At 37.5% G+C, this 20,291-nt stretch carries 17 protein-coding genes, 3 tRNA genes and 1 other RNA gene; 14 read left to right on the top strand and 7 right to left on the bottom strand.

What is annotated here, in order from left to right; genetic code table 11:
• Positions 1-32: 32 nt before the first annotated feature.
• Complete coding sequence (locus BUB87_RS04805) at positions 33-842, bottom strand: sugar phosphate isomerase/epimerase family protein (RefSeq protein WP_073342223.1); 810 nt, start codon at positions 840-842, stop codon at positions 33-35.
• Positions 843-932: 90 nt separating this feature from the next.
• Positions 933-2,003, bottom strand: coding sequence for a Gfo/Idh/MocA family protein (locus BUB87_RS04800; protein ID WP_073342221.1), 1,071 nt, complete (start codon positions 2,001-2,003; stop codon positions 933-935).
• 176 nt (positions 2,004-2,179) lie between these two features.
• Between BUB87_RS04800 and BUB87_RS04795 the strand changes: the two genes are divergently transcribed.
• Positions 2,180-3,274, top strand: a complete 1,095-nt coding sequence (locus BUB87_RS04795) for a DUF362 domain-containing protein (RefSeq protein ID WP_073342220.1) — start codon at positions 2,180-2,182, stop codon at positions 3,272-3,274.
• A 36-nt stretch (positions 3,275-3,310) separates the two neighbouring features.
• Here the strand turns inward: BUB87_RS04795 and BUB87_RS04790 are convergent, their stop codons facing one another.
• The 4 genes from BUB87_RS04790 to BUB87_RS04775 form a co-directional block, all read right to left on the bottom strand.
• On the bottom strand, positions 3,311-4,540 hold the full coding sequence (locus tag BUB87_RS04790; RefSeq protein WP_143156612.1) for an NAD(P)/FAD-dependent oxidoreductase: 1,230 nt from the start codon (positions 4,538-4,540) through the stop codon (positions 3,311-3,313).
• A 61-nt stretch (positions 4,541-4,601) separates the two neighbouring features.
• Positions 4,602-5,330, bottom strand: a complete 729-nt coding sequence (locus BUB87_RS04785; protein WP_073342271.1) for an amino acid ABC transporter ATP-binding protein — start codon at positions 5,328-5,330, stop codon at positions 4,602-4,604.
• 10 nt (positions 5,331-5,340) lie between these two features.
• A complete protein-coding gene (locus tag BUB87_RS04780) occupies positions 5,341-5,991 on the bottom strand; it encodes an amino acid ABC transporter permease (protein WP_234945956.1) in 651 nt (216 codons plus the stop codon).
• A 59-nt stretch (positions 5,992-6,050) separates the two neighbouring features.
• The gene (locus BUB87_RS04775; protein ID WP_073342214.1) at positions 6,051-6,884 is read right to left on the bottom strand and encodes an amino acid ABC transporter substrate-binding protein; all 834 of its coding nucleotides are present in this window, start codon (positions 6,882-6,884) and stop codon (positions 6,051-6,053) included.
• A 245-nt stretch (positions 6,885-7,129) separates the two neighbouring features.
• On the opposite strand from BUB87_RS04775, the gene BUB87_RS04770 reads away from it, so the two are divergent.
• A tRNA-Arg gene (locus tag BUB87_RS04770) sits at positions 7,130-7,202 on the top strand.
• 40 nt (positions 7,203-7,242) lie between these two features.
• Here the strand turns inward: BUB87_RS04770 and BUB87_RS04765 are convergent.
• A complete protein-coding gene (locus tag BUB87_RS04765) occupies positions 7,243-7,986 on the bottom strand; it encodes a stalk domain-containing protein (RefSeq protein ID WP_084110902.1) in 744 nt (247 codons plus the stop codon).
• A 353-nt stretch (positions 7,987-8,339) separates the two neighbouring features.
• On the opposite strand from BUB87_RS04765, the gene tadA reads away from it, so the two are divergent.
• The 12 genes from tadA (at position 8,340) to BUB87_RS04705 (ending at position 20,143) form a co-directional block, all read left to right on the top strand.
• Positions 8,340-8,801, top strand: a complete 462-nt coding sequence (gene tadA, locus BUB87_RS04760; protein WP_268761583.1) for a tRNA adenosine(34) deaminase TadA — start codon at positions 8,340-8,342, stop codon at positions 8,799-8,801.
• A 17-nt stretch (positions 8,802-8,818) separates the two neighbouring features.
• Positions 8,819-8,910: transfer RNA gene (locus tag BUB87_RS04755), tRNA-Ser, on the top strand.
• 19 nt (positions 8,911-8,929) lie between these two features.
• Positions 8,930-9,023 (top strand) — tRNA-Ser (locus BUB87_RS04750).
• A gap of 8 nt (positions 9,024-9,031) precedes the next feature.
• Positions 9,032-9,296, top strand: an RNA gene (gene ffs, locus BUB87_RS04745) — signal recognition particle sRNA large type.
• 194 nt (positions 9,297-9,490) lie between these two features.
• A complete protein-coding gene (locus BUB87_RS04740) occupies positions 9,491-10,648 on the top strand; it encodes an NAD(P)/FAD-dependent oxidoreductase (protein WP_073342212.1) in 1,158 nt (385 codons plus the stop codon).
• Entirely contained in the window at positions 10,638-12,290 is a 1,653-nt protein-coding gene (dnaX, locus tag BUB87_RS04735) for a DNA polymerase III subunit gamma/tau (RefSeq protein ID WP_084110899.1), read from the top strand. Before BUB87_RS04740 ends, dnaX begins: the two co-directional genes overlap by 11 nt.
• Positions 12,291-12,368: 78 nt before the next feature.
• Entirely contained in the window at positions 12,369-12,704 is a 336-nt protein-coding gene (locus tag BUB87_RS04730; protein WP_073342210.1) for a YbaB/EbfC family nucleoid-associated protein, read from the top strand.
• A 6-nt stretch (positions 12,705-12,710) separates the two neighbouring features.
• Complete coding sequence (recR, locus tag BUB87_RS04725; protein ID WP_073342208.1) at positions 12,711-13,310, top strand: recombination mediator RecR; 600 nt, start codon at positions 12,711-12,713, stop codon at positions 13,308-13,310.
• 840 nt (positions 13,311-14,150) lie between these two features.
• Entirely contained in the window at positions 14,151-14,942 is a 792-nt protein-coding gene (locus tag BUB87_RS04720) for a PrsW family glutamic-type intramembrane protease (protein WP_073342206.1), read from the top strand.
• Positions 14,942-16,897 (top strand): hypothetical protein, encoded by a 1,956-nt coding sequence (locus BUB87_RS04715; protein WP_073342204.1) that lies wholly within the window; start codon positions 14,942-14,944, stop codon positions 16,895-16,897. The genes BUB87_RS04720 and BUB87_RS04715 overlap by 1 nt, the downstream gene beginning before the upstream one ends.
• Positions 16,887-18,920, top strand: a complete 2,034-nt coding sequence (locus tag BUB87_RS04710) for a beta-galactosidase (RefSeq protein ID WP_159432368.1) — start codon at positions 16,887-16,889, stop codon at positions 18,918-18,920. Before BUB87_RS04715 ends, BUB87_RS04710 begins: the two co-directional genes overlap by 11 nt.
• A gap of 50 nt (positions 18,921-18,970) precedes the next feature.
• Complete coding sequence (locus BUB87_RS04705; RefSeq protein ID WP_073342200.1) at positions 18,971-20,143, top strand: HD-GYP domain-containing protein; 1,173 nt, start codon at positions 18,971-18,973, stop codon at positions 20,141-20,143.
• The last annotated feature ends 148 nt before the right edge of the window (positions 20,144-20,291 follow it).

The following is a 20,291-nucleotide window of genomic DNA, read 5'->3' as shown; positions in this document are numbered from 1 at the left end:
GTTTTTTATATATTTGATGTAACGCAATTTTACTATTTCATAAGGTTTTTTATGTAGCGGATATATACTTCTAATGCTATTTCAGGTTCTTCCAATTCGGGGTGCCACTTCTTTTCCCACTCCAATGACAACCAGCCGTTATAGCCATTTTGCTTCAGTATTTCAATGCATTGGGCTATAGGCATATCTCCCTGTCCGATCATACACAATTTAGCTTCTTTACCGACTCCGATAGAGTCTTTAATGTGTGTATGTTTGATATAATTTTTTAGCCTGGCGTAGGTTTCCTCTACAGGTTCGCTAAATGCCTTATAGGGGTGGTTTATATCCCAGAGGACTCCTACAGAGTTGCTGTCCACTTTTTCCAGGACTTTAAGTAGTCTGATTGTATTGGCGAAGTCTCCATGAGTTTCAATGAGAACGCATACGCCTTTGCTTTCTGCATAATGCCCCAGTTCGTTCATGGCGTTGGAAATCATATTGATGACATCCTCTTCTTCCTCCAGGTTGGGTATACTGTTTCCAAACACCCTTATAAAAGGCACCTCCATTTTAAAGGCCAGATCGATAGTATCTATACCTTCCTGCAAATAATTATTATAAGTGGCCTTATCGTGGAATGAACATGATGTATCGAGGCAACATATCTTCAGGTTCTTCTGCTTCAACAACATCTTTGTTTTATCAATGTTTTCAGGCAAAAATGGTTTTGCTTTTGGCAGATACATCTCTCCCTCTATGCCTCTTATCTCTATACCGTCGTACCCTAAACGCGCAGCTTCATCTAAGATTTTTTCCCACGGCCAGTCAGGGCATGAGAGAGTGGTAAACGATACCTTCATAATTGTTTCCCCCTTTGAGATTGTCGTCAATCTTTTGAATTTTGACAATAATATTGCAATTAAAAAGATGGGGATGCCCCATCTTGAAATTTATATATCGACATTCACGTATACTTCTTTTCCAGTTCTTGATGATTGATATATAGCATCCAGTATTACGCTTACTACATAGGCCTGCTCAGGTTTTACAGTCAGCGGTCCATCATTTGTGATGTGGTCAACCCATTCTTTTATTTCAAGATAGCTTCTATCTGGAAGTCTCTTAAGACTTGGCTGCCAGGTATATAGTTCTCCGAACTTTTCACCGTTTAACGTAAGGCCTTCTAATATTTCGGCACCGGCTTTTGTACCGCAAAGGATGCAGCTATTGTCTGATTCGCCTTTTGTGACCATGTTCAATGCCCAGCTGGATTCTACTGACACAACTGCACCGTTTTCAAATTTAACAAAGCCAAAAGCCGAATCCTCAACCTCAAATTTGTCAGGATCCCACGGTCCCCAGATATTAGCAGCATTTTTCATCTTGCCGAGCTTGTGAAAAGCGGCGCCTGTGACGCTGACAGGCTTATAATTGTCCATAAGCCATAACGTCATATCCAGTGCATGGGTAGCGATATCGATAAGTGGTCCACCGCCCTGTTTTTCCATGGATAGGAATTGTCCCCATGTCGGAACGCCGCGGCGACGCAAAGCGATTGCCCTGGCGTAATATATTTCACCAAGCTCTCCATTTTCTATCAGTTTCTTGAGGTATTGGGTTTCAGGTCTAAATCTGTTCTGATAGCCGATAGACAGCTTCATACCGGTTCGCCGGGCGGTCTCCAGCATTTTCCTTGCACCTTCAGCATCTTTTGCCATGGGTTTCTCGCACAGCACATGTTTTCCGGCTTCCATCGCTGCTATGGAGATTTCAGCATGAGCATCATTGGTGGTACATACGCTTACAGCGTCGACGTCTTTCATCTCCAGAAGCCTGCGATAATCAGTAAAAACCTTTGCATCGGGTGTACCATATCTTTTAGCACCTTCTGCCGCTCTTTCTTCGATTAAATCGCAGAATGCTACCATTTCCACATTGTCTAATTTGGCATAGTTGGGCATGTGTTTACCGTTAGCAATACCGCCAACGCCTATAATGCCAACCCTTAACTTATCAGCCATTGAATTTACCCCCTTATATATTGTCATGACATTATAATATATGATATTCGACAAAAGGATTAAAAATCCTGCGAAGATGTTTGATAAGTTCACGTACAATTTATAGATTTGTTGTGATATAATGATTATATGTGTACTGTGCATTTTTATCATTATTTGAGGGAGGAGAAATTTTTATGGCATCAAAAGTGTTATTTGCATCAGCTAGATACGATAAATACGACGGGAACGCGACATTACCGGCAAAATTCAGCAGAATGATTGACAAAATGGCTGCAGATATGGGCCTGGCAGAGGTGGTAAAAGACAAATGGACGGCAATAAAGATGCACTTAGGCCGTGGAATAGGTTATTCTACTATTCATCCGCTTTTTGTAAAAACATTGGTAGACAAACTAAAGGCTTTTGGTGCAAAAGTATATATAACAGATCAGGTTGTTGATGGAGCGAGAAATAGGGGTTACACTGAGGAATTTTTAGGTGTACCTATAGTGCCTGTATGTGGCTATTTAAATAAGTATTATTATGAGAAAAAAGTGGATTTCAAGACATTTAAGGACGTAGATATCGGAGGATACATACACGACGCAGAAGTTATGATAGACTTTTCTCATGTAAAAGGGCATGGCGTCTGCGGATATGGCGGGGCATGTAAAAATATTGCCATGGGCTGTGTGACAGACCGAACGAGGCAGCAGATTCACGGTCTTGAAGGAGGCCTGGAGTGGAATGAAGATCTTTGCATACATTGTGAACAATGTGTAAGCAGCTGCAATCACAACGCCAATAGTTTTGACGAAAATGGAAGATATGTAATAAATTATCATAATTGCACATTATGCCAGCACTGCGTGAAGGTATGTCCCACCGGCGCTATAAAGTTGGATACCCATAGGTATGAGGATTTCCAGACAGGAATGGCCATTTGCACTGAAGAGGTATTGAAAACTTTTGAACCAGGTCACGTATTCTATATTAATTTCCTCACAAACATAACAGCGCTTTGTGATTGCTGGGGACTTACTACGCCATCGCTGGTACCTGATATTGGTATTATGGCATCTCAAGATATTGTGGCTATTGAGCGCGCCAGCTTGGATTCCATAAAAGTAGAAGATCTCATCGAAGCTGGAGTTCCTATGGGTATGGAATTGGGAGAGACAGGTCACCTGTTTGAGAGGCTTCATGGCAAAAACCCATTTATACAGTTGAATGAACTGGAAAAGCGAAATCTTGGGACGCAGGAATATGAAATAGAAGAGGTACTGTAAAAATATTAGGAAGAGTGGAGAATAAAAGAGAGGCCGTCAGGGTCTCTCTTTTCGTATTTTATTTATGCTTTCAATGAAAGATACAAAAGTGGGGTTTTTTATGAAGTCATCGTCCATGGTTATTTTTTCTTTAATTGCTTTTGATATATTGTTGGCTTCTTTTGTGTCGCCTACAAGAATAGCTCCTACTGGCATATTATTTTTAAAGAATACCTTTTTGTATATGCTTTTTGATTTATCAGTGTCTTCAACGGCAAATTGATATGAACCGTCATTGCAGAGGTCTCCTGCCGAAAAGATGTCGACTCCGAACACCTTTACGTAATTTGATGGCACGATTTCACTATAGAGAATCTCTTCTCCAGCCATATTAGTTCCCGCAACTTTTCCCTGCTCTCTGGCTACCGGCCATATTCCATAGGAATATCCGTTATATTCTGCCACATCTCCAGCGGCGTATACGTTTTCTATGTTGGTCTTCATGTGCTGATCTACCACTATGCCTCTGTTTGCGTTAATAGGGCTATCTTTTAATAATGCTACATTGGATCTGACACCTGTAGAGAAAATGACAAAATCCACCGGTATGGCAGAAGAGCCATTTATATCAATGCTTGAAACGGATTGCTCACCGTTGATTTTTTTGAGTTGAGCAGAAACTATAAAAGAGATACCGGCTTTTTCACCCATAGACTGTATGATTTCTGCAGCGTTTTTGTCTAATTGTTTTACCATTATATAAGCTGAATTTTCGATAACATATATTTTTTTGCCTTTATTGGCCAATGCCCAGGCGGCTTCAAGACCTAATACCCCACCACCGATAATGGCTCCCGTTTTTTTGTCTTTAATATAATCGTAGATTTTTTTGGTATCATTTAACGTCCTTATGGTGAACACCCCGTTTAAGTTGGTACCAACAATCGATGGTATAAAAGGATAGCTTCCCATTGCGAGAAGGAGTTTTGAGTATTCAAGAACGATGCCATCGTCTAGTGTTATATTTTGTTGTGCAAAATCAATACCGGTGACGCGATGATTTAAGAGAACTTTTATATTTTTTTCAATGTACCATTCGGGTTTGTGTACCAGTAAATTTTCTGCGATTGGGTCTTCGCCTAATAAATGAGATAGCTGTGTCCTATAATAGGTGTGATAAGGCTCTTCGCTTACCATGGTAACGGGAGTTTCACCATCAATGCGTCTGATGGCTTCGGCAGCAGAAAGGGCTGCTATGCCATTGCCTATGATAACAAAATGCTCCAAATCCCTCATCTCCTTTACTTACCAGTATAAACCAGCATGGCAAGGATGTCAATAATATTTATCAGGTTAAAATTATTTTCCCCAAAAAGTTCCTGGTCCGAATGTGTTTTGGATCAGAAAATATAACGTTTGGAGAGCCTTCTTCTAAAATCATACCATCGTCCATAAAGACGACCTTATCTGCCACTTCTTTTGCAAATCCCATCTCGTGGGTCACGACTATCATGGTCATACCTTCACCAGCTAATTCTTTCATTACGTTTAAGACTTCTTGTACCAGTTCGGGATCCAGAGCCGATGTGGGCTCGTCAAAAAGCATTATTTTAGGTTGCATAGCTAAAGCCCTGGCTATAGCTACTCTTTGCTTTTGACCTCCTGAAAGCCTTGAGGGATACTCATCTTTTTTATCCAGAAGGCCTACTTTTTTTAATAGATTTAATCCTTTCTCTATGGCCTTATCTCTGGGCATTTTTTTCACTGTTATAGGCCCTTCTATTACATTTTGCAGTGCTGTCATGTGAGGAAACAGGTTAAAGTGTTGAAAAACCATCCCTATCTCTTGCTGGAGTACCCTGTAATTCTTATTTCTTTCATCTAGCTTTTGACCTTCTATATAAATAGTGCCGCTATCTGGTCTTTCGAGACCCTTTATACACCGCAAAAGCGTGCTCTTACCTGAGCCGCTTGGTCCTATGATAACCAGGACTTCTCCGTTTTTTACGTCCAGGTTGATGCCCTTTAAAATTTCATTTGTACCAAAAAATTTGCGCAAGTTGTTTATAGAAATCATCGCTGCACTGTTATTCATATACAGAATATCTCCTTTCCATTTTCCCGAAGATTAGTGTAAATATAGACGTCAGCAGAAGGTAATAAAGTCCTGCTAAAGTAAATACTTCTACAGGTTTAAATGAATTGGAATACATCTGCAGCGCCGTACGCATCAGATCAACCATCGCTATAGTTGATACTAAAGATGAATCTTTAAGGAGCGCAATGAACTCATTCCCCATAGGCGGTATAAGTCTTCTATATGCCTGGGGCAGAATTATTCGCTTCATGGCCTGTAAGTATGTCATGCCCAGTGCTTTTGCAGCTTCCATTTGACCCTTATCGATGGATTGTATGCCACCCCTTATTATTTCAGCTACGTATGCAGCTGAGTTTAAGCTCATACCTATAACCGCAGCGGGGAAAGGGTTCAACTTTATACCCAGAGATGGAAGCCCGTAGTATATGGTAAATAGCTGGAGCAAAAGAGGCGTGCCTCTCATGATGTATATATAGAATCCGGCAATTTTAGATACAATAAAGTTACTGGAGATTTTCATTAAGGCTAATATCAATCCTAAAATGGTACCAAAGATTATCGAAAGTATTGTAAGCTCTATAGTCATGATTGCTCCTATTCCTAGAACAGGAATTAAACTTAAAAAGTATTTAAAGTCCAATTTTTTCACCCCTATTTATAAATAATTTTTGCCCTTTGAGGTTTTCAAAGGGCAAAAAGTTATTCCCACGTAGATATATCTTCGCCAAACCACTTTTTAGATATCCTGGCCATAGTTCCGTCTTTTTTCATTTCTGCCATGACTTTATTGAGGGCCTTTTGAAGTTCTTTGTCCTGTTTCCTGTAAGCGATGCCAAAAGGCTCTTTATTCAGCGAGAGCACCACTTTAAATTGATTGGGTCTTTTGGTCATGTAATATCTGCCTACCAGTTCATCGACCACAATAGCATCTAATCTTCCTGCATCAAGATCTAAAAATGCTTCGGTATATTTAGAGTATTTTTTTAAATCTTTTAACCCTTTGAGCTTTTTAGCTGCTTCTTCACCTGTACTTCCCAACTGAGTTCCAACTACTTTCCCCTTTAAATCGTCTTGGGTCTTTATGGTGTTATTTTCCGCTTTTACAACTACCACCTGTGATTCATTTATATATGCAGGGCTAAAATCTACTTCCTTCGCCCTCTCCTTTGTTATACTCATGCCAGACCAGATGATATCGAATTTCCCCGACTTAAGAGCCAATATTACACCATTCCAGTCTGTGGGAATCCATTCTACCTTTACACCAAGCCTTTTACCTGCTTCCCTTGCCAGGTCGATATCGTACCCAACCAGCTGATTTTTATCGTCTCTAAACTCCATAGGAGGAAATGCGTCATCTATACCTATTGTGAGCTTGCCGGCTTGTTTTACTCTTTGAAGGGAATTGTCACTTACGCCTGAGGATTTTGATGCGCTAGAAGAACTATTGGATGTGCATCCAACCAATACTGCCGAGATTAAAAGGAACACAGTTATGATTAAACCGATTTTGCGCAATATACGTTTGTTCATTTCTTTTTCTCCTCTCACCAATTTCTTATTTTAATATCAGGTTTTATTATACTTTATCGCGGTAAAATTGTAAATAAGTAAAATTTTTTGCTTAGATTCGTAATTTGAATGCTACAAAATTGTTTGAGTACAAAATCGGAAACAATCTATTTGTAAATATTGTAAATTGCGAATTAAAAGAAAAAGCTTCGAAAATGTTGACAAATGTATATGGATGTTATATAATACATCTGTCAATAGAAGTTGCGCCTGTAGCTCAGTGGATAGAGCAGTGGTTTCCTAAACCACGTGTCGGAGGTTCGATTCCTTTCAGGCGCACAGCAAAAAGCCCTTGTAGAGATTACAAGGGCTTTAAATTTTATTTGTATGCTTTAAACCAGATTCCGCCACTGCCATCATATTTCCTTCCGAAAGTTATTACGGGATGGAGATCAGTTTTTTCTACTTGAAAAGCTACCCATCCTTCGTGCGATGCACCTTTGTATAAGGAAGTATCTATTGATGGATCCGGTGCAACTATCAAAGGTGTATCATATACTTTGCCTTTTTCAGATACTAACTTAAAACTTGCTTGAGATAAGTCATAAGCATTTTGTGCATCAATGAGTTCGAATTTTATTTTAGCTAACAAATATTCATAGCCATCTTTGGGAGGTTCATTAAACATATTAGCGTTTTCTACCATCTTCCAAGCTTCTTCTCCTCTAATTATATCTGTCACAGTAACTTTTGCTTTATATTTATCTAACAAAAAATCGTAATCAATTATTAATGGTGTATTTATAGATGCAGGATTATTTATAGAATATCCTATTTCACCGGTATTAGTTGAACCTTTATCATTGATATGTACTGTACCTGTTTTGCCATCCCATATGACATCCTTATCGAGCATCGTACTGATTGCTCGTAATGGTACATATGTTGTACCTTTGTATAAGATGTTGTCTGCTACTACTGGTTTGCCGTTTACCTTAATTTTTACAGTATTTAGTTTAACCTCAATTTTTTGCATTGCAGTTGCCGCTATTCCTGAAGAAAATGCCATAATAATGGTTGCAACTAAGAAACCAGCAATGAAGTTTTTAATTGATTTTTTCATAAAAACCCTCCTCTATCTGGTAAAGTTTAAGTATTAATTAAACATTTAACAAAAAAGAGAATTTTCACAATATAAGTTTAACACTCAATGTTCTAAAAGAAAAGGGGTTTTTTAAAATATATTTTTCTGGTAATTTTTGATAATCTCACAGTTTTCTACAATGTAGCTTTCACTATTACCAGGAGACCTTTTACACTTGCGGAGATGTAGTTCACTTGTTTGTCGAATTCGGAATAAAGTTTTACCGTATCTAAAAAGTTTTACTTATCTAAATTGTAAATCACAGGCAGCTACCTGCTTGTGTTGACAAAGTGACGACCTTGTGTTAAAATAAAGGCTGTTGGTGATAGTGTGTGACTGAGCATGAGCGTAATATGGATGAAGCACTGGCGGAGGCCAGAAAGGCTTTGGAAATGGATGAGGTGCCTGTTGGTGCTGTAATTGTAAAAGACGGCTGTATTGTGGGCAGAGGCTACAATCAGAGAGAGATGAAGAAAGATGCTACGGCTCATGCGGAAATTTTAGCGATACAGGATGCTAATATTCGCTTAGGCGGTTGGCGTTTGAATGATTGTGATATGTATGTGACTTTAGAACCTTGTCCGATGTGTGCTGGCGCAATAGTTTTAGCACGTATAAAGCGTCTATTTATAGGAGCTATGGATCCCAAGGCTGGCGCATGTGGCAGCCTTATGAATATAGTACAGGATGAGCGTTTAAATCATCGAGTAGAGGTTATAAAAGGTATTAAAGCCGAAGAGTGTAGTGCTTTGTTGAAAGACTTTTTTAGAAAAAAGAGAATAAAAAAGTTATGAGTAGAGCATATTAGCATGGAGAGATGGCTGAGTGGTCGAAAGCGCTCGCCTCGAAAGCGAGTGGACACATTAACGTGTCCCGTGAGTTCGAATCTCACTCTCTCCGCCATATACTAACTATTATATATGGAGAGATGGCTGAGTGGTCGAAGGCGCTCGATTGGAAATCGAGTGTACGTCTAAAAAGGCGTACCGCGGGTTCAAATCCCGCTCTCTCCGCCAAGTCATGGCCATGCTAGATGGGGAGTTGGCGGTGCCCTGTACCTGCAATCCGCCTTAGCAGGATTGAATTCCGGAGTTGAGGCTTAGCCCTGTGAGGTCTGACTTTTGCAAGTGGCGATGAGGATTGGGTCCTGCGCAACGCAACTCCATGAACCCCGCCAGGTCCGGGAGGAAGCAACGGTAAGTGGACACTTGCGTGTGCCGCAGGGTAGCCTGGTCTGAGTTAACTACAAGAGTTCCGCTCGGAGGGCTATGTCGAAATCCGGTGCATGGCCTATACATAACGATGCAGTTGAGAGTTCCCTGTGAGGGGCTCTTTTATTATATGCACATTATATGCAATATACTTATTTGTTTGTCATGAGCGGATAGTCGTCAATTTATTGTCGATGTAATTAAGGCATCAGGTATAGAAACGGGCAAGTAAAAATGGGACATTTCGCCGATGCGAGTGGGAGGATATAGTTATGTCTATATATGATACAATAATTGTGGGGGCAGGCCCGGCAGGAGCGACAGCTGCCAGGGATCTGGCATCACAAGGCTACAAAGTACTGCTTATCGAAAAAGAGGTGTTGCCTCGCTATAAAGCATGTGGAGGAGGCCTTACTAAAAAGTGCTATGATCTTTTTGATTTTGACATATCTGACGTCGTAGAAGACATGACATATAAGATGGTATTTGCTTATGGTAAAGGCGAACCTGTTGTGTTAGAATCGACAGAACCGTGGATCTACATGGTAAAGAGGGATGTTTTTGATGCGCGATTGGTACAAAAAGCCTGTGAAGCCGGGGTGGAGTTTCACCAGGGAGAAAAAGTTGTGGATGTGATTCAACAAGAAGACGGTGTACATATCATAACTGAAAAAAGTGAGTATAGCGGGAAATATGTGGTGGCTGCTGACGGTATATTTAGCGTTATTGGCAAAAAATTTGGGATAAAAAGGCGTTATGGGATAGCATTGGAGGCGGAAATTCCTGTTGGGAAGGAAGCTTTAGAAAGGTATAAGGGGACTGTAAAAGTGGATTTTAATGCAATAAGGGGAGGTTATGCCTGGATTTTCCCGAAATCTGACAGCTTGTCAGGCATAGGTACTTTTGTAAAAAAGTATAATAATTTAAGAGATTTGCTTTATAATTTTATGGAGAAAGAAGATATACCACCAGGTTCTATTGCTACCCTAAAAGGTCATCCCATTGCTTTAAACGACGGGAGCTTTGATGCATTTTCTGTCGATAGGATTGTGTTTGCAGGGGATGCGGCGATGCTGACGGATCCATTTACAGGTGAAGGCATATATTATGCAGTAAAAAGCGGGATACTGGCGGCCAGATCTATTGCCAGGGCCCTTTCAGGTGGTGGTAAAGATGGGATTAAAAGTTACAATAACAGTATAAAAAAAGCATTTATAAAGGATATAAAAGTGGCATCACTTATAGCAAATGTATTTTATAGAGATTATGAACGGGTTTTTACCATTATTAAAAAGCATCCAAATGTCATGAATTACTTTGGCGATCTTGTGCGCGGCAAAGAAAGCTATAGTCGTATGCCTTTTGACATCATGCGCGATGCGGTTGGGTTCAATAAAGTGAAAAAGCTTAAGAGAAGCTTTGAAGCTTGATGGAGATGATGTTATGTATACTGCGCTGTACAGGAGGTTCAGGCCGAGCAACTTTTCAGAAGTGGTTGGTCAGCAGCATGTGGTCAGGACATTAAAAAATCAGGTAATAACGGGCAATCTAGCCCATGCTTATTTGTTCTGCGGTACAAGGGGAACCGGTAAAACCAGCATTGCCAGGATTTTTGCAAAAGCAGTGAATTGTAGCAATAATGCCAAGGGAGACCCCTGCGGCATCTGTGATAACTGCAAGGCAATCGATGACGCTACTTTCATGGACATATATGAAATTGATGCAGCATCCAACAATAGCGTTGACAATATCAGGGACTTAAGGGACAATGTAATATATCCACCTGCGATGGGGAACTATAAGGTTTATATTATTGATGAGGTTCACATGCTCTCTACTTCGGCTTTTAATGCTTTTTTAAAGACATTGGAAGAACCACCCGCTCATGCCATATTCATTTTGGCCACAACAGATCCTCAGAAGATACCTGCGACTATTCTATCGCGATGTCAGCGCTTTGATTTTAGGCGAATCTCCGACGGTGATATGATGGCGCATTTAAGGTCTATAGCGGATAGGGTTGGAGTGAAAGTAGATGATATGGCTTTGAATCTTATCGTATCAAAGGCTGATGGCGCGGTCAGGGATGCTTTGAGCTTGTTAGACAAATGCATATCCTATTGTGGAGACACAATCACTCATGAGGATGCTCTGGAGGTATTAGGTGCACTAGATGACGATATTCTTCTTCGATTTTCAAGGGCTGTTTTAGATTATAATGTAGCAGAAGCTTTAAAAATTGTAGAAGACGTTTATGGAGCTGGAAGAGATGCAGCTCAATTTTTAGATGATGTCATAAGGCATTTTAGGAATTTGTTGATGGCCAGGATGGTGGGTACAGGGCTGGAAGAATACGCAGGACATCTCGAAGATGAGATAAGAAGACAGATTATGGGATACAGTGAAAATCGACTGATAAGGTGCATTGAGATATTAAACAGCTCTGCTAATCAGATTAAATGGGCAGTGTTACCTAAAGTGATATTAGAAGTGGCGGTAGTGAGGTTATGCCAGCCTGATATCGACAATGATATCAATGGACTTCTGGACAGAATAGAAAGATTAGAAAAGCAAGCCACCTTTTCTAAAGGACAAAGCGAGGGTCAGGTTGCTACTATATCGCAAACAGTTAGCGGCGATAAAGCTGGCTTAGAAAATGGCAAAAAGGCCATGGAAACCAGAAGTGTTGAAAAGGCGTCAGATGCTGGTGCAGGAACCAAGAAAGTTGCAGATGTTAAGGGCCTTCCTGATATACGCGATGTATGGTCTGCTCTTCTGGATGGGGTTAAAAGAGAAAAAATGGCGCTTTATGTTTTTATGAAAAATGCAACTCCGCGATATGAAAATGGAGCATTGATCGTCGAGGTAGATAAGTCCATTTTCAGGGATGCGCTTAAAAAAGCAGAAAATGTTGCTTTTATAGAAAACTTATTGAAAAAAATTACTGGTATTGAAATGGCCTTTCGCCCTGAACTAAAAAAAGATGATGAGAGTCAGAAAGCCGAGAAAGAGATGGTGAATGAATTGATCTCGTTTTTTGGAAAAGATAAAGTGCAAATTATAAAAGAATAATCAGTTGATGTAGCGATACTATATGTTTATGTATTATAATATAGTAGTATAAAAATAAACTGATTGGAGGATTTGATTATGCCGAAAGGTTTTCCGGGTATGGGCAATATGAACAATATGCTGAAACAGGTTCAAAAAATGCAACAGGAGATAGAAAAACTGCAGGAAGAAATAAAAAATCGCACGGTAGAGGCTTCAGCAGGTGGCGGCGCTGTTACAGCGGTAGTGAATGGTAAAAAAGAACTGGTAGATATTAAAATCGATGAATCCGCAGCTGAGGATATAGAGATGCTCCAGGACTTGATTTTGGCTGCTGTAAATGAAGCTTTGAGGAAAGCTGATGAAATAGTGTCTAACGAAATGAGTAAGATCACAGCAGGCTTCAATATACCTGGTTTTCCAGGAATAGGGTGAAATATAATGAATTACTATGCTCCTCCTATTGCCAGATTAATAGAAGAACTGGGCAAATTGCCAGGTGTAGGACCAAAAACAGCGCAACGTTTGGCTTTTTATCTTTTAAATTCGCCGAGGGAATACGTGGAGTCTTTGGCCAGAGCTATGGTTGAAGCTAAAAATAAACTCAAGTATTGCTCTGTATGTATGAACATAACGGATAGCGATGTCTGCAGTATTTGTTCTGATCCAGTGAGAGATAAGAGCACCATTTGCGTTGTAGAAGATCCCAGGGATGTAGTGGCTATGGAGAAGACTAAAAATTATAAAGGCCTTTATCATGTCCTTCACGGTGTCATATCCCCGATGGATGGTATAGGTCCAGATCAGCTGAAAATAAAGGAACTTATATCCCGTTGTACTGATGATGTAAAGGAAGTGATAATTGCTACAAATCCAGATGTAGAAGGTGAGGCGACAGCCATGTATATTTCCAGACTGATAAAGCCATTGGGGATAAAAGTCACCAGGATTGCCCATGGCATACCTGTTGGAGGGGACCTGGAATACGCAGATGAAGTCACACTTATGAGAGCACTAGAAGGCCGCAGGGAGATGTTGTAAATAAGCAATCCTTTCACTTTTTTTATCCTTTTTCCCTGCTAAATTTTCTAATAACTCTATCTCATCGCTTTTTATAAACCGTTTGTTGAAAATATAGATATCATTCCATATCTAGTAATTTTTCCAACTGACTTTATTTGTGTTATTTCTTTGAGCTTTTTCTGCTATTATTCTAGCTATCCTGTTTCCACTGGATGTGCTTCACCTGGCTTCCAGCTGTTTCGTCTGTCGCGTTACGTTGCGCTGTATCTGCCCTTCAAAGGTTTCAAGCCGTTCTTAAGGTAGATCTTCTTTATATTCTGTTATAGATTGTGTAAGGCTGGGAATAATAATCATAGATTGGTAAGGATACACTTATGTGTTGCCTTACCTTTTTATTTTTATCTATTATTATGTAGAAAATTTGCCAATTTTATGCGAGAAATAGAAAATTAATTAATTATACTCAGCAAACAAGGGTAATTTATTTTGCAATTTTAGAGTATTTTTTTGTTGAAATAATGTACTGTTTAGCAGCTAATATTTTTGTTAAGCTTTTTTAAGAATCTAGTAAAAATAGTGTGTGAAGATGGAGGAAAATGAAGAAATATGTAGAATATTAAAGACAAAAATTTGCCCATTTGAAAATTATATGGTAAATTATGCATTTTGAATGTCTCGATATTCGGTAATTAGAGTTATATTTTGGTTTTGGAAATAAATTCTTAAAATAAATTTATTAAAACTTTAAGTTGATAAAAGAGGAGGGAATTTCTTGCTTGATATGAAAACAAAACATTGAAAGTGAAGGATTTTAGGGTTTTACAAAGACTATAAATTTAGGAGAAGGAGGATATTGCAATGCAACTACCAATTCAGAATATTTACATTCAAAACCTATTTGTATTCTTATATGTACTGGTAATTTATTATTTTATATTCTGGACTAAAAATTTAAAGATCAATGATATTTTTGCTATTATCAGTCTTACTGTTATAGTTGTTCTTCCATATACGATTTATGTTCAGTATTATTTATATTTTAATGTAATAAACAATATTGAGCATGGACCTATATACATTGCACCTTTAGAGGAGTTTACAAAGGTTATACCTGTAATTTATATAATGTCCAAGAAAAGAAAGAGAAATCTTTCTCTATCTGATTTTGCATATGCAGGTATAGTATCTGGTGCGAGCTTTAACTTTTTTGAAGATTTGCTCTATAAAAGAGGTAAGGAACAACTTAATTTTTTTTGTGGTTCTCTGAATTCATTTGAATTTATTGATATGAAGGTTAATTTTTCACATATTGTAGCAACGGGACTTATTGTTCTTTGCATGGGCCTTGTCGTAAAAGTCAAAGGAGGTATATTAAAAAAGCTACCTTTTATTTTATTAACTCTTTTTGCTTTTGCATATTTCGCATTTGAACATGGATTTTATAATGCTACACTAAGCGAATCGTTTTTGGGTATAATAGAATACCCTCATAATAAGATTGCTGTGTATATTCATAATCTTTTGGGGAAAAACAGTTATTCACATATTATATTATTCTTTGCAAGTATTATAATTGCTATAGTTGAAACGGTGACTAAATATAAATACGAAAAACAAGTAATAAATGAAGTAGAAAGGAGTACAGACTGATGAAAAACAAGTATAAAAATTTAAATAAGCATTTACTTATAATATGTAGTATCATTATCTTATTTACTTTATATATTTTACTATCATTTATATCATTTAATCAGGCTGACGGGGGTTTTTTACTTGCTGGATTCTTAAAATTTATAAAAGAATTTTTTAATATATGGCAGAGTTACCCATGGCTTAGAATTGCTGTTTTTTGTATGGTTATTGGTCTTTCTTTCTATTTAGGTGGAGCGGTAATTGGGGTTACAACATTTTCTATGTTTATTGATCCTATTTTCAGTGCATTTACAAAGACAGAATTGGGACAGAAACTGCGAAATAAAAATAAAAGGGTATATGATATGACACTACAAGGTTTATCTTTCCTATTTAATGTTATTGCTATATGTGTGGTAGGTGTAGATCTAATAAAAGTGCCCAAGACATTCTTTGAAATGTTAAAGTATGGTGTAGAACTACCATTTGAATTTGCTTCCATTATTGAATTTTGCAAGAAATTTCTTAATATTACCAAATCTGATGCAGCTACTGAATACGTAGATAATCTCATTAAAGATGAAAATAATGTAACATCTATAATAAGTGTATTGTTGACTTTTGCTCTTCTATTTTCGGTTGTTCATATTAAAGTCAACAACGCAAAATACGAGCAGACAAAAAATTTTTATAAATATCTTTTAAGTGCTGAAATGGAACATAATATGAATTTAAATAAGTTTGAAGATTTTTATCTTTCTTATAGAAAGATAAACTGGCTTATAGATAAAATTTATGAAAATGAATCGAAAATAGTTAATTTAGAAGAGTATACCGAGCGTTACCTGGACTTAATAGACAAAATAGGTTATATATCTGATACACAAGAAGCTTATGAAACCATAAAAGAGTTTGTAGGATTTGTAGAGAAAAAATTTATTGAAGCCAAGGATAGGTTTAAAAATTTGAGTTTTTATGAGAAAACAAATTATAAATTATTTAATAATGAGAGTGAAGAATATAAACGATATATAAATACAGTGGTTATAATGGTTGAAACAGCCAGGGAAAAAAATTTAGAGTATTTGAAAATAAAAAATGATGAGGGATATAACTGGAATAATGTCGAAGATTTGGACAAAGAGCTTTATAGGTATTTTATAGGTTTAAAAAGAAATTTAGATTCTACAAACCAGCTTAATGAAAGCAATATTTTTTCAGGCCAAAATGAGCTTTACCTATTGTCTCATAACAAGGAAATGTTGGCTATATTGGAAGATTTAACGCCAGGTATTAAAGAAAACTTTCATTATAATGGTTTTGAAATATCATATAATTTTTTAACAGAAAACGCATTGATAAAAGATAAAGATACTATTTTAGATTTACAAAATGTCCCTTATGAGTTTATAATATATTTAAAAGATAAATCAAATAATTTATCAAAAGAGGAAAAGAATAAGATAGCAAATGATTTTATTATGGCTATAGAAAAGAAAGAAGAACTGACTGTTAGAGATTTATTGGATATTATCTTTCTAGATATGGTATCTTCTGATAAAAATATACGTAAAAAGATAAATGCTTTGTTGGATAGAGTGGTTGCGAAACAAGGGTATCTTATTAATTATGCAATAGAAGGTATTGTATTGGATTTAAAGGATCTTTTTATTAATTTTAATATAGATTTGTTAACTAATGATAGCTACGACCCATATCAACGTGACAGATACTCTCGTATGATTGATTTGTTAAAGGGCAAAAACAATACTTTAAGTAGGGAATATTTACAATTTTATTTAAATATTTACGACACGATTAAAATTAGATTTAAAACATATTTTGAACAACTAAGAGCTGATTTGTATAGATCAGATATTGAAGATATAGATAAATACAGAAAATGCTATGAGAAATACAGGGAAAGTTTAAAATATTTTACTGACTTTGTGATGCCTTATAATGTTTATTAAAGTAAAGGAGATGTGTCACGTGATAAAACAATTTGATTTGAAAAGGTTTTTACCTGTCAACTGCAAAGTAGAGTATGGGGACAATGGCCAAATTTATCTTTTATGTAGTAAGGAAGGAGGAAAATTAGAAGTTACAGGGGAACCTGGAACATTAGGCGGGGTAGAGTGGAAAGATGCGAAATATATAGTTTTTGATGCTGTGAATCATGAAGATTGGGTTATGGGTGTTACATTGGAATTTTGGAGGAAAGGAAATAAAGGGGATGAGCCTAATATATCTGTAACACTTGGGCTGCTACCTGGTGTTAAAACTAGACTATCTTTCCCTCTTGAGGCATTGAATTCGCAGAAAATGTTTCTGGACAGAACTCCTGGAAAACTAAAAACAGTATTATTTGGAAATAAAGTGGCAATAGATGAGATTGATCGCTTTGCTATAGGGGTTATGAAATGCTTCAGTGAACAAAAATTGGAGATTTCCAACTTTCATCTTTCACAAAATGAACCTGATTACCCGTTGCCTGATATTAAGCTGGTAGATGAAATGGGCCAGTATGCAATTAAGGAGTGGCCATCAAAAACGAAAAGTATAAATGAGCTTAAGGTTTATCTAAAGGAAGAATCAGCTAAGCCAGATGATGCGATATTCTCTGACAACCGAAGCCATTACGGAGGATGGAAGGAAAAGAAGTTTGAGAGTACAGGATACTTTAGGACTCAATATGATGGAGAAAGATGGTGGCTGGTTGATCCCGAAGGTTATGCTTTTCAAAGCATTGGTCTAGATTGTGTTAATCCTGGAGTTTCGGGGAGGGTAGACGGCATAAAAAAACTCTACAAATGGCTACCTGATGAGAATGGAGAATATAAAGAAGCTTGGCGAAAGGAAGGCAAGCTCGAGTTTTTTGATTTTGGTATAGCGAATTTGATCAGGGTATTTGGTGAAAAATGGTGGAGTGAATGGGCAAAGATTACGCGAAGAAGACTCATAGAATGGGGCTTTAATACTATTGGCAACTGGTCATCACTTGAATTCATACGTTATGCTAAATTACCCTATGTATGGCAGCTTAACAATTTCCCCGATACGACTAAGAAGGTGTTCAGGGATTTTCCTGATGTATTTAGCCCGGAATATCAAAAAAAAGCAAATGAATTTGCTAAACAGCTTGAGGATTTTGTAGATGATCCTTATATGATCGGTTATTTTTTAAGAAATGAACCTCAATGGGCTTTTATACAGGATCTCAACATAGCTGAAGAATTACTGGAGAATGAAGAAGATTTATTTTCGAAAGAAATCCTGATAGAATTCCTATCAAAAAGATATGGCGGTGATATTAAAGAGTTCAACAGAGCATGGAATGTTTCACTTCAAAGTTTTGAATGCTTGAAGAAAGGAATTAGACGGGCATCAAAGCTATCCAAGGCTGCTGAAAAGGATCTAACGGATTTTTCTAGAATGATGATTAAGGCATATGTAGAAATTCCTAGTGTAGCTTGCAAGAGGGTAGACCCATATCACATGAATTTGGGCATGCGATATGCTTTTATCTCAAATGAGAATCTTTTAGCCGGTTGCGAGAACTTTGATGTTTTCTCTATCAATTGCTATAAGATTAATCCATTTGAAGATGTAGAGAGTATAGGACGGTTAACCAATATGCCAGTGATGATAGGGGAATTTCATTTTGGGGCACTGGATAGGGGACTACCGGCCACAGGATTACGTGGAGTAACTACGCAGGAAGAACGAGGCAAGGCCTATCGATATTATATGGAAAATGGAGTTAGCAGTAAATATTTTGTTGGAGCTCATTATTTTACATTAAATGATCAAGCGGTTTTGGGAAGATTTGATGGCGAAAATTTCCAGATTGGCTGTGTAGATATCTGCCATAAGCCTTATGCTGAATTTATTCACGGTGTCATAGAAACAAATAGGGTTCTCTATGAAGTGGCTGATGGCAGACGAAAAGGCTATAATCAACCACCTCATGAAATTCCTAAAGTGGGGTTCTAAGTTTTTTTATTTAAAAATGGAGTTTATTTTATTTTTGAAAGGAGTTTGTTATGGTTACATCAATTGCTCTTGACCGTGTTTTTTCTGCCCTTTCACTGGCATTGGACCTGGCGGAAAACGTGCCGTATGGGCATGGCCGCAGAGTTGCCTTTTTATCTCTTGTGGTTTCTGAAAAATTAGGCCTTGGCAAAGAGGCAATGAGGGAACTTTATTATGCAGGCCTGCTTCACGATATAGGTATGAGCAGTGCCATGGCTGAAGAACATTTTAATTCTGATATTGCTATGCTGCATGCAAAAAAGGGCAGTGAAATAGTAAAGAATTTACCTATTGGCGATAAGATTTCTGATATAATAAGGTATCATCACGAAAATTGGGATGGCAGTGGCGGATTTAAGATAAAAGGTGAAGATATACCTTTGGGCTCGCGGATCATCTATGCTGTAGACCAATTTGATATAAGGTTTGACAAATCGAGAGATTATTACGATCAAAAGGGGCACCTGATGAATTGGCTTAAGTACAACGGGAACAAGATGTTTGATCCGGAGATTGTAGCGATTCTTTTAAAGCTTATGCAGGCAGATAAATTCTGGCTTGACATGGTTCATTTTGATGAAATATATGCGCGACCTGACGTAGTTTTTGATCATATAGTATATTTAGATGTTGATAAATTGATTGGCATTGCGGAGGTATTTGCCGATATAATAGATATCAGAAGCCGGTTTACGTATAACCATTCAAAAAGGCTGGCTAAAACGGCGTTGAATGTCTGCAGAAAATGCCATAATGATGACTTAACTAACGGTAAGATCTACATAGCAGCACTACTTCACGACTTAGGCAAACTGGTGGTACCCAACGAGATACTGGAAAAACAAGGTAAACTTGACGACTATGAATTTAACGTGATAAAGTCACACCCTTATTATACTAAAGTGATCTTAAGACAAATTGAAGGGTTTGAGGACATAGCTCAATGGGCGGGAAATCATCACGAAAAACTTGATTGCAGTGGCTATCCTGAACGCTTGTGCAAAGAACAGTTGACATTTTATGATCAACTTATAGGTATATGCGATATGTATACGGCTCTTACGGAGGATAGACCATATAGAAAAGGTTTAAGCCACAAGGAAGCTATCGAGATGCTGGGTAAAAGTGCAAAAGATGGAAAGATTGATTCGGAGGTGTTAAGCCTCATAGCTGATTTGGCCTGATGAGTAACTGTCATAAATCGTGACTTCTTAATAGCGATGATATTAAAAATTTCGTAAATACATAAGAGAAATATGAAATGTATAAAAGTATAAATATTCGCATAAGTATAAATAAGGCTCCCATGGTTAATAATTGACATATAATATA

Origin of the sequence: Caldanaerobius fijiensis DSM 17918 (genome assembly GCF_900129075.1) — a bacterium.
Taxonomy (GTDB): Bacteria; Bacillota; Thermoanaerobacteria; order Thermoanaerobacterales; family Caldanaerobiaceae; genus Caldanaerobius; species Caldanaerobius fijiensis.
This window is presented reverse-complemented; position numbering and strand designations above follow the sequence as displayed.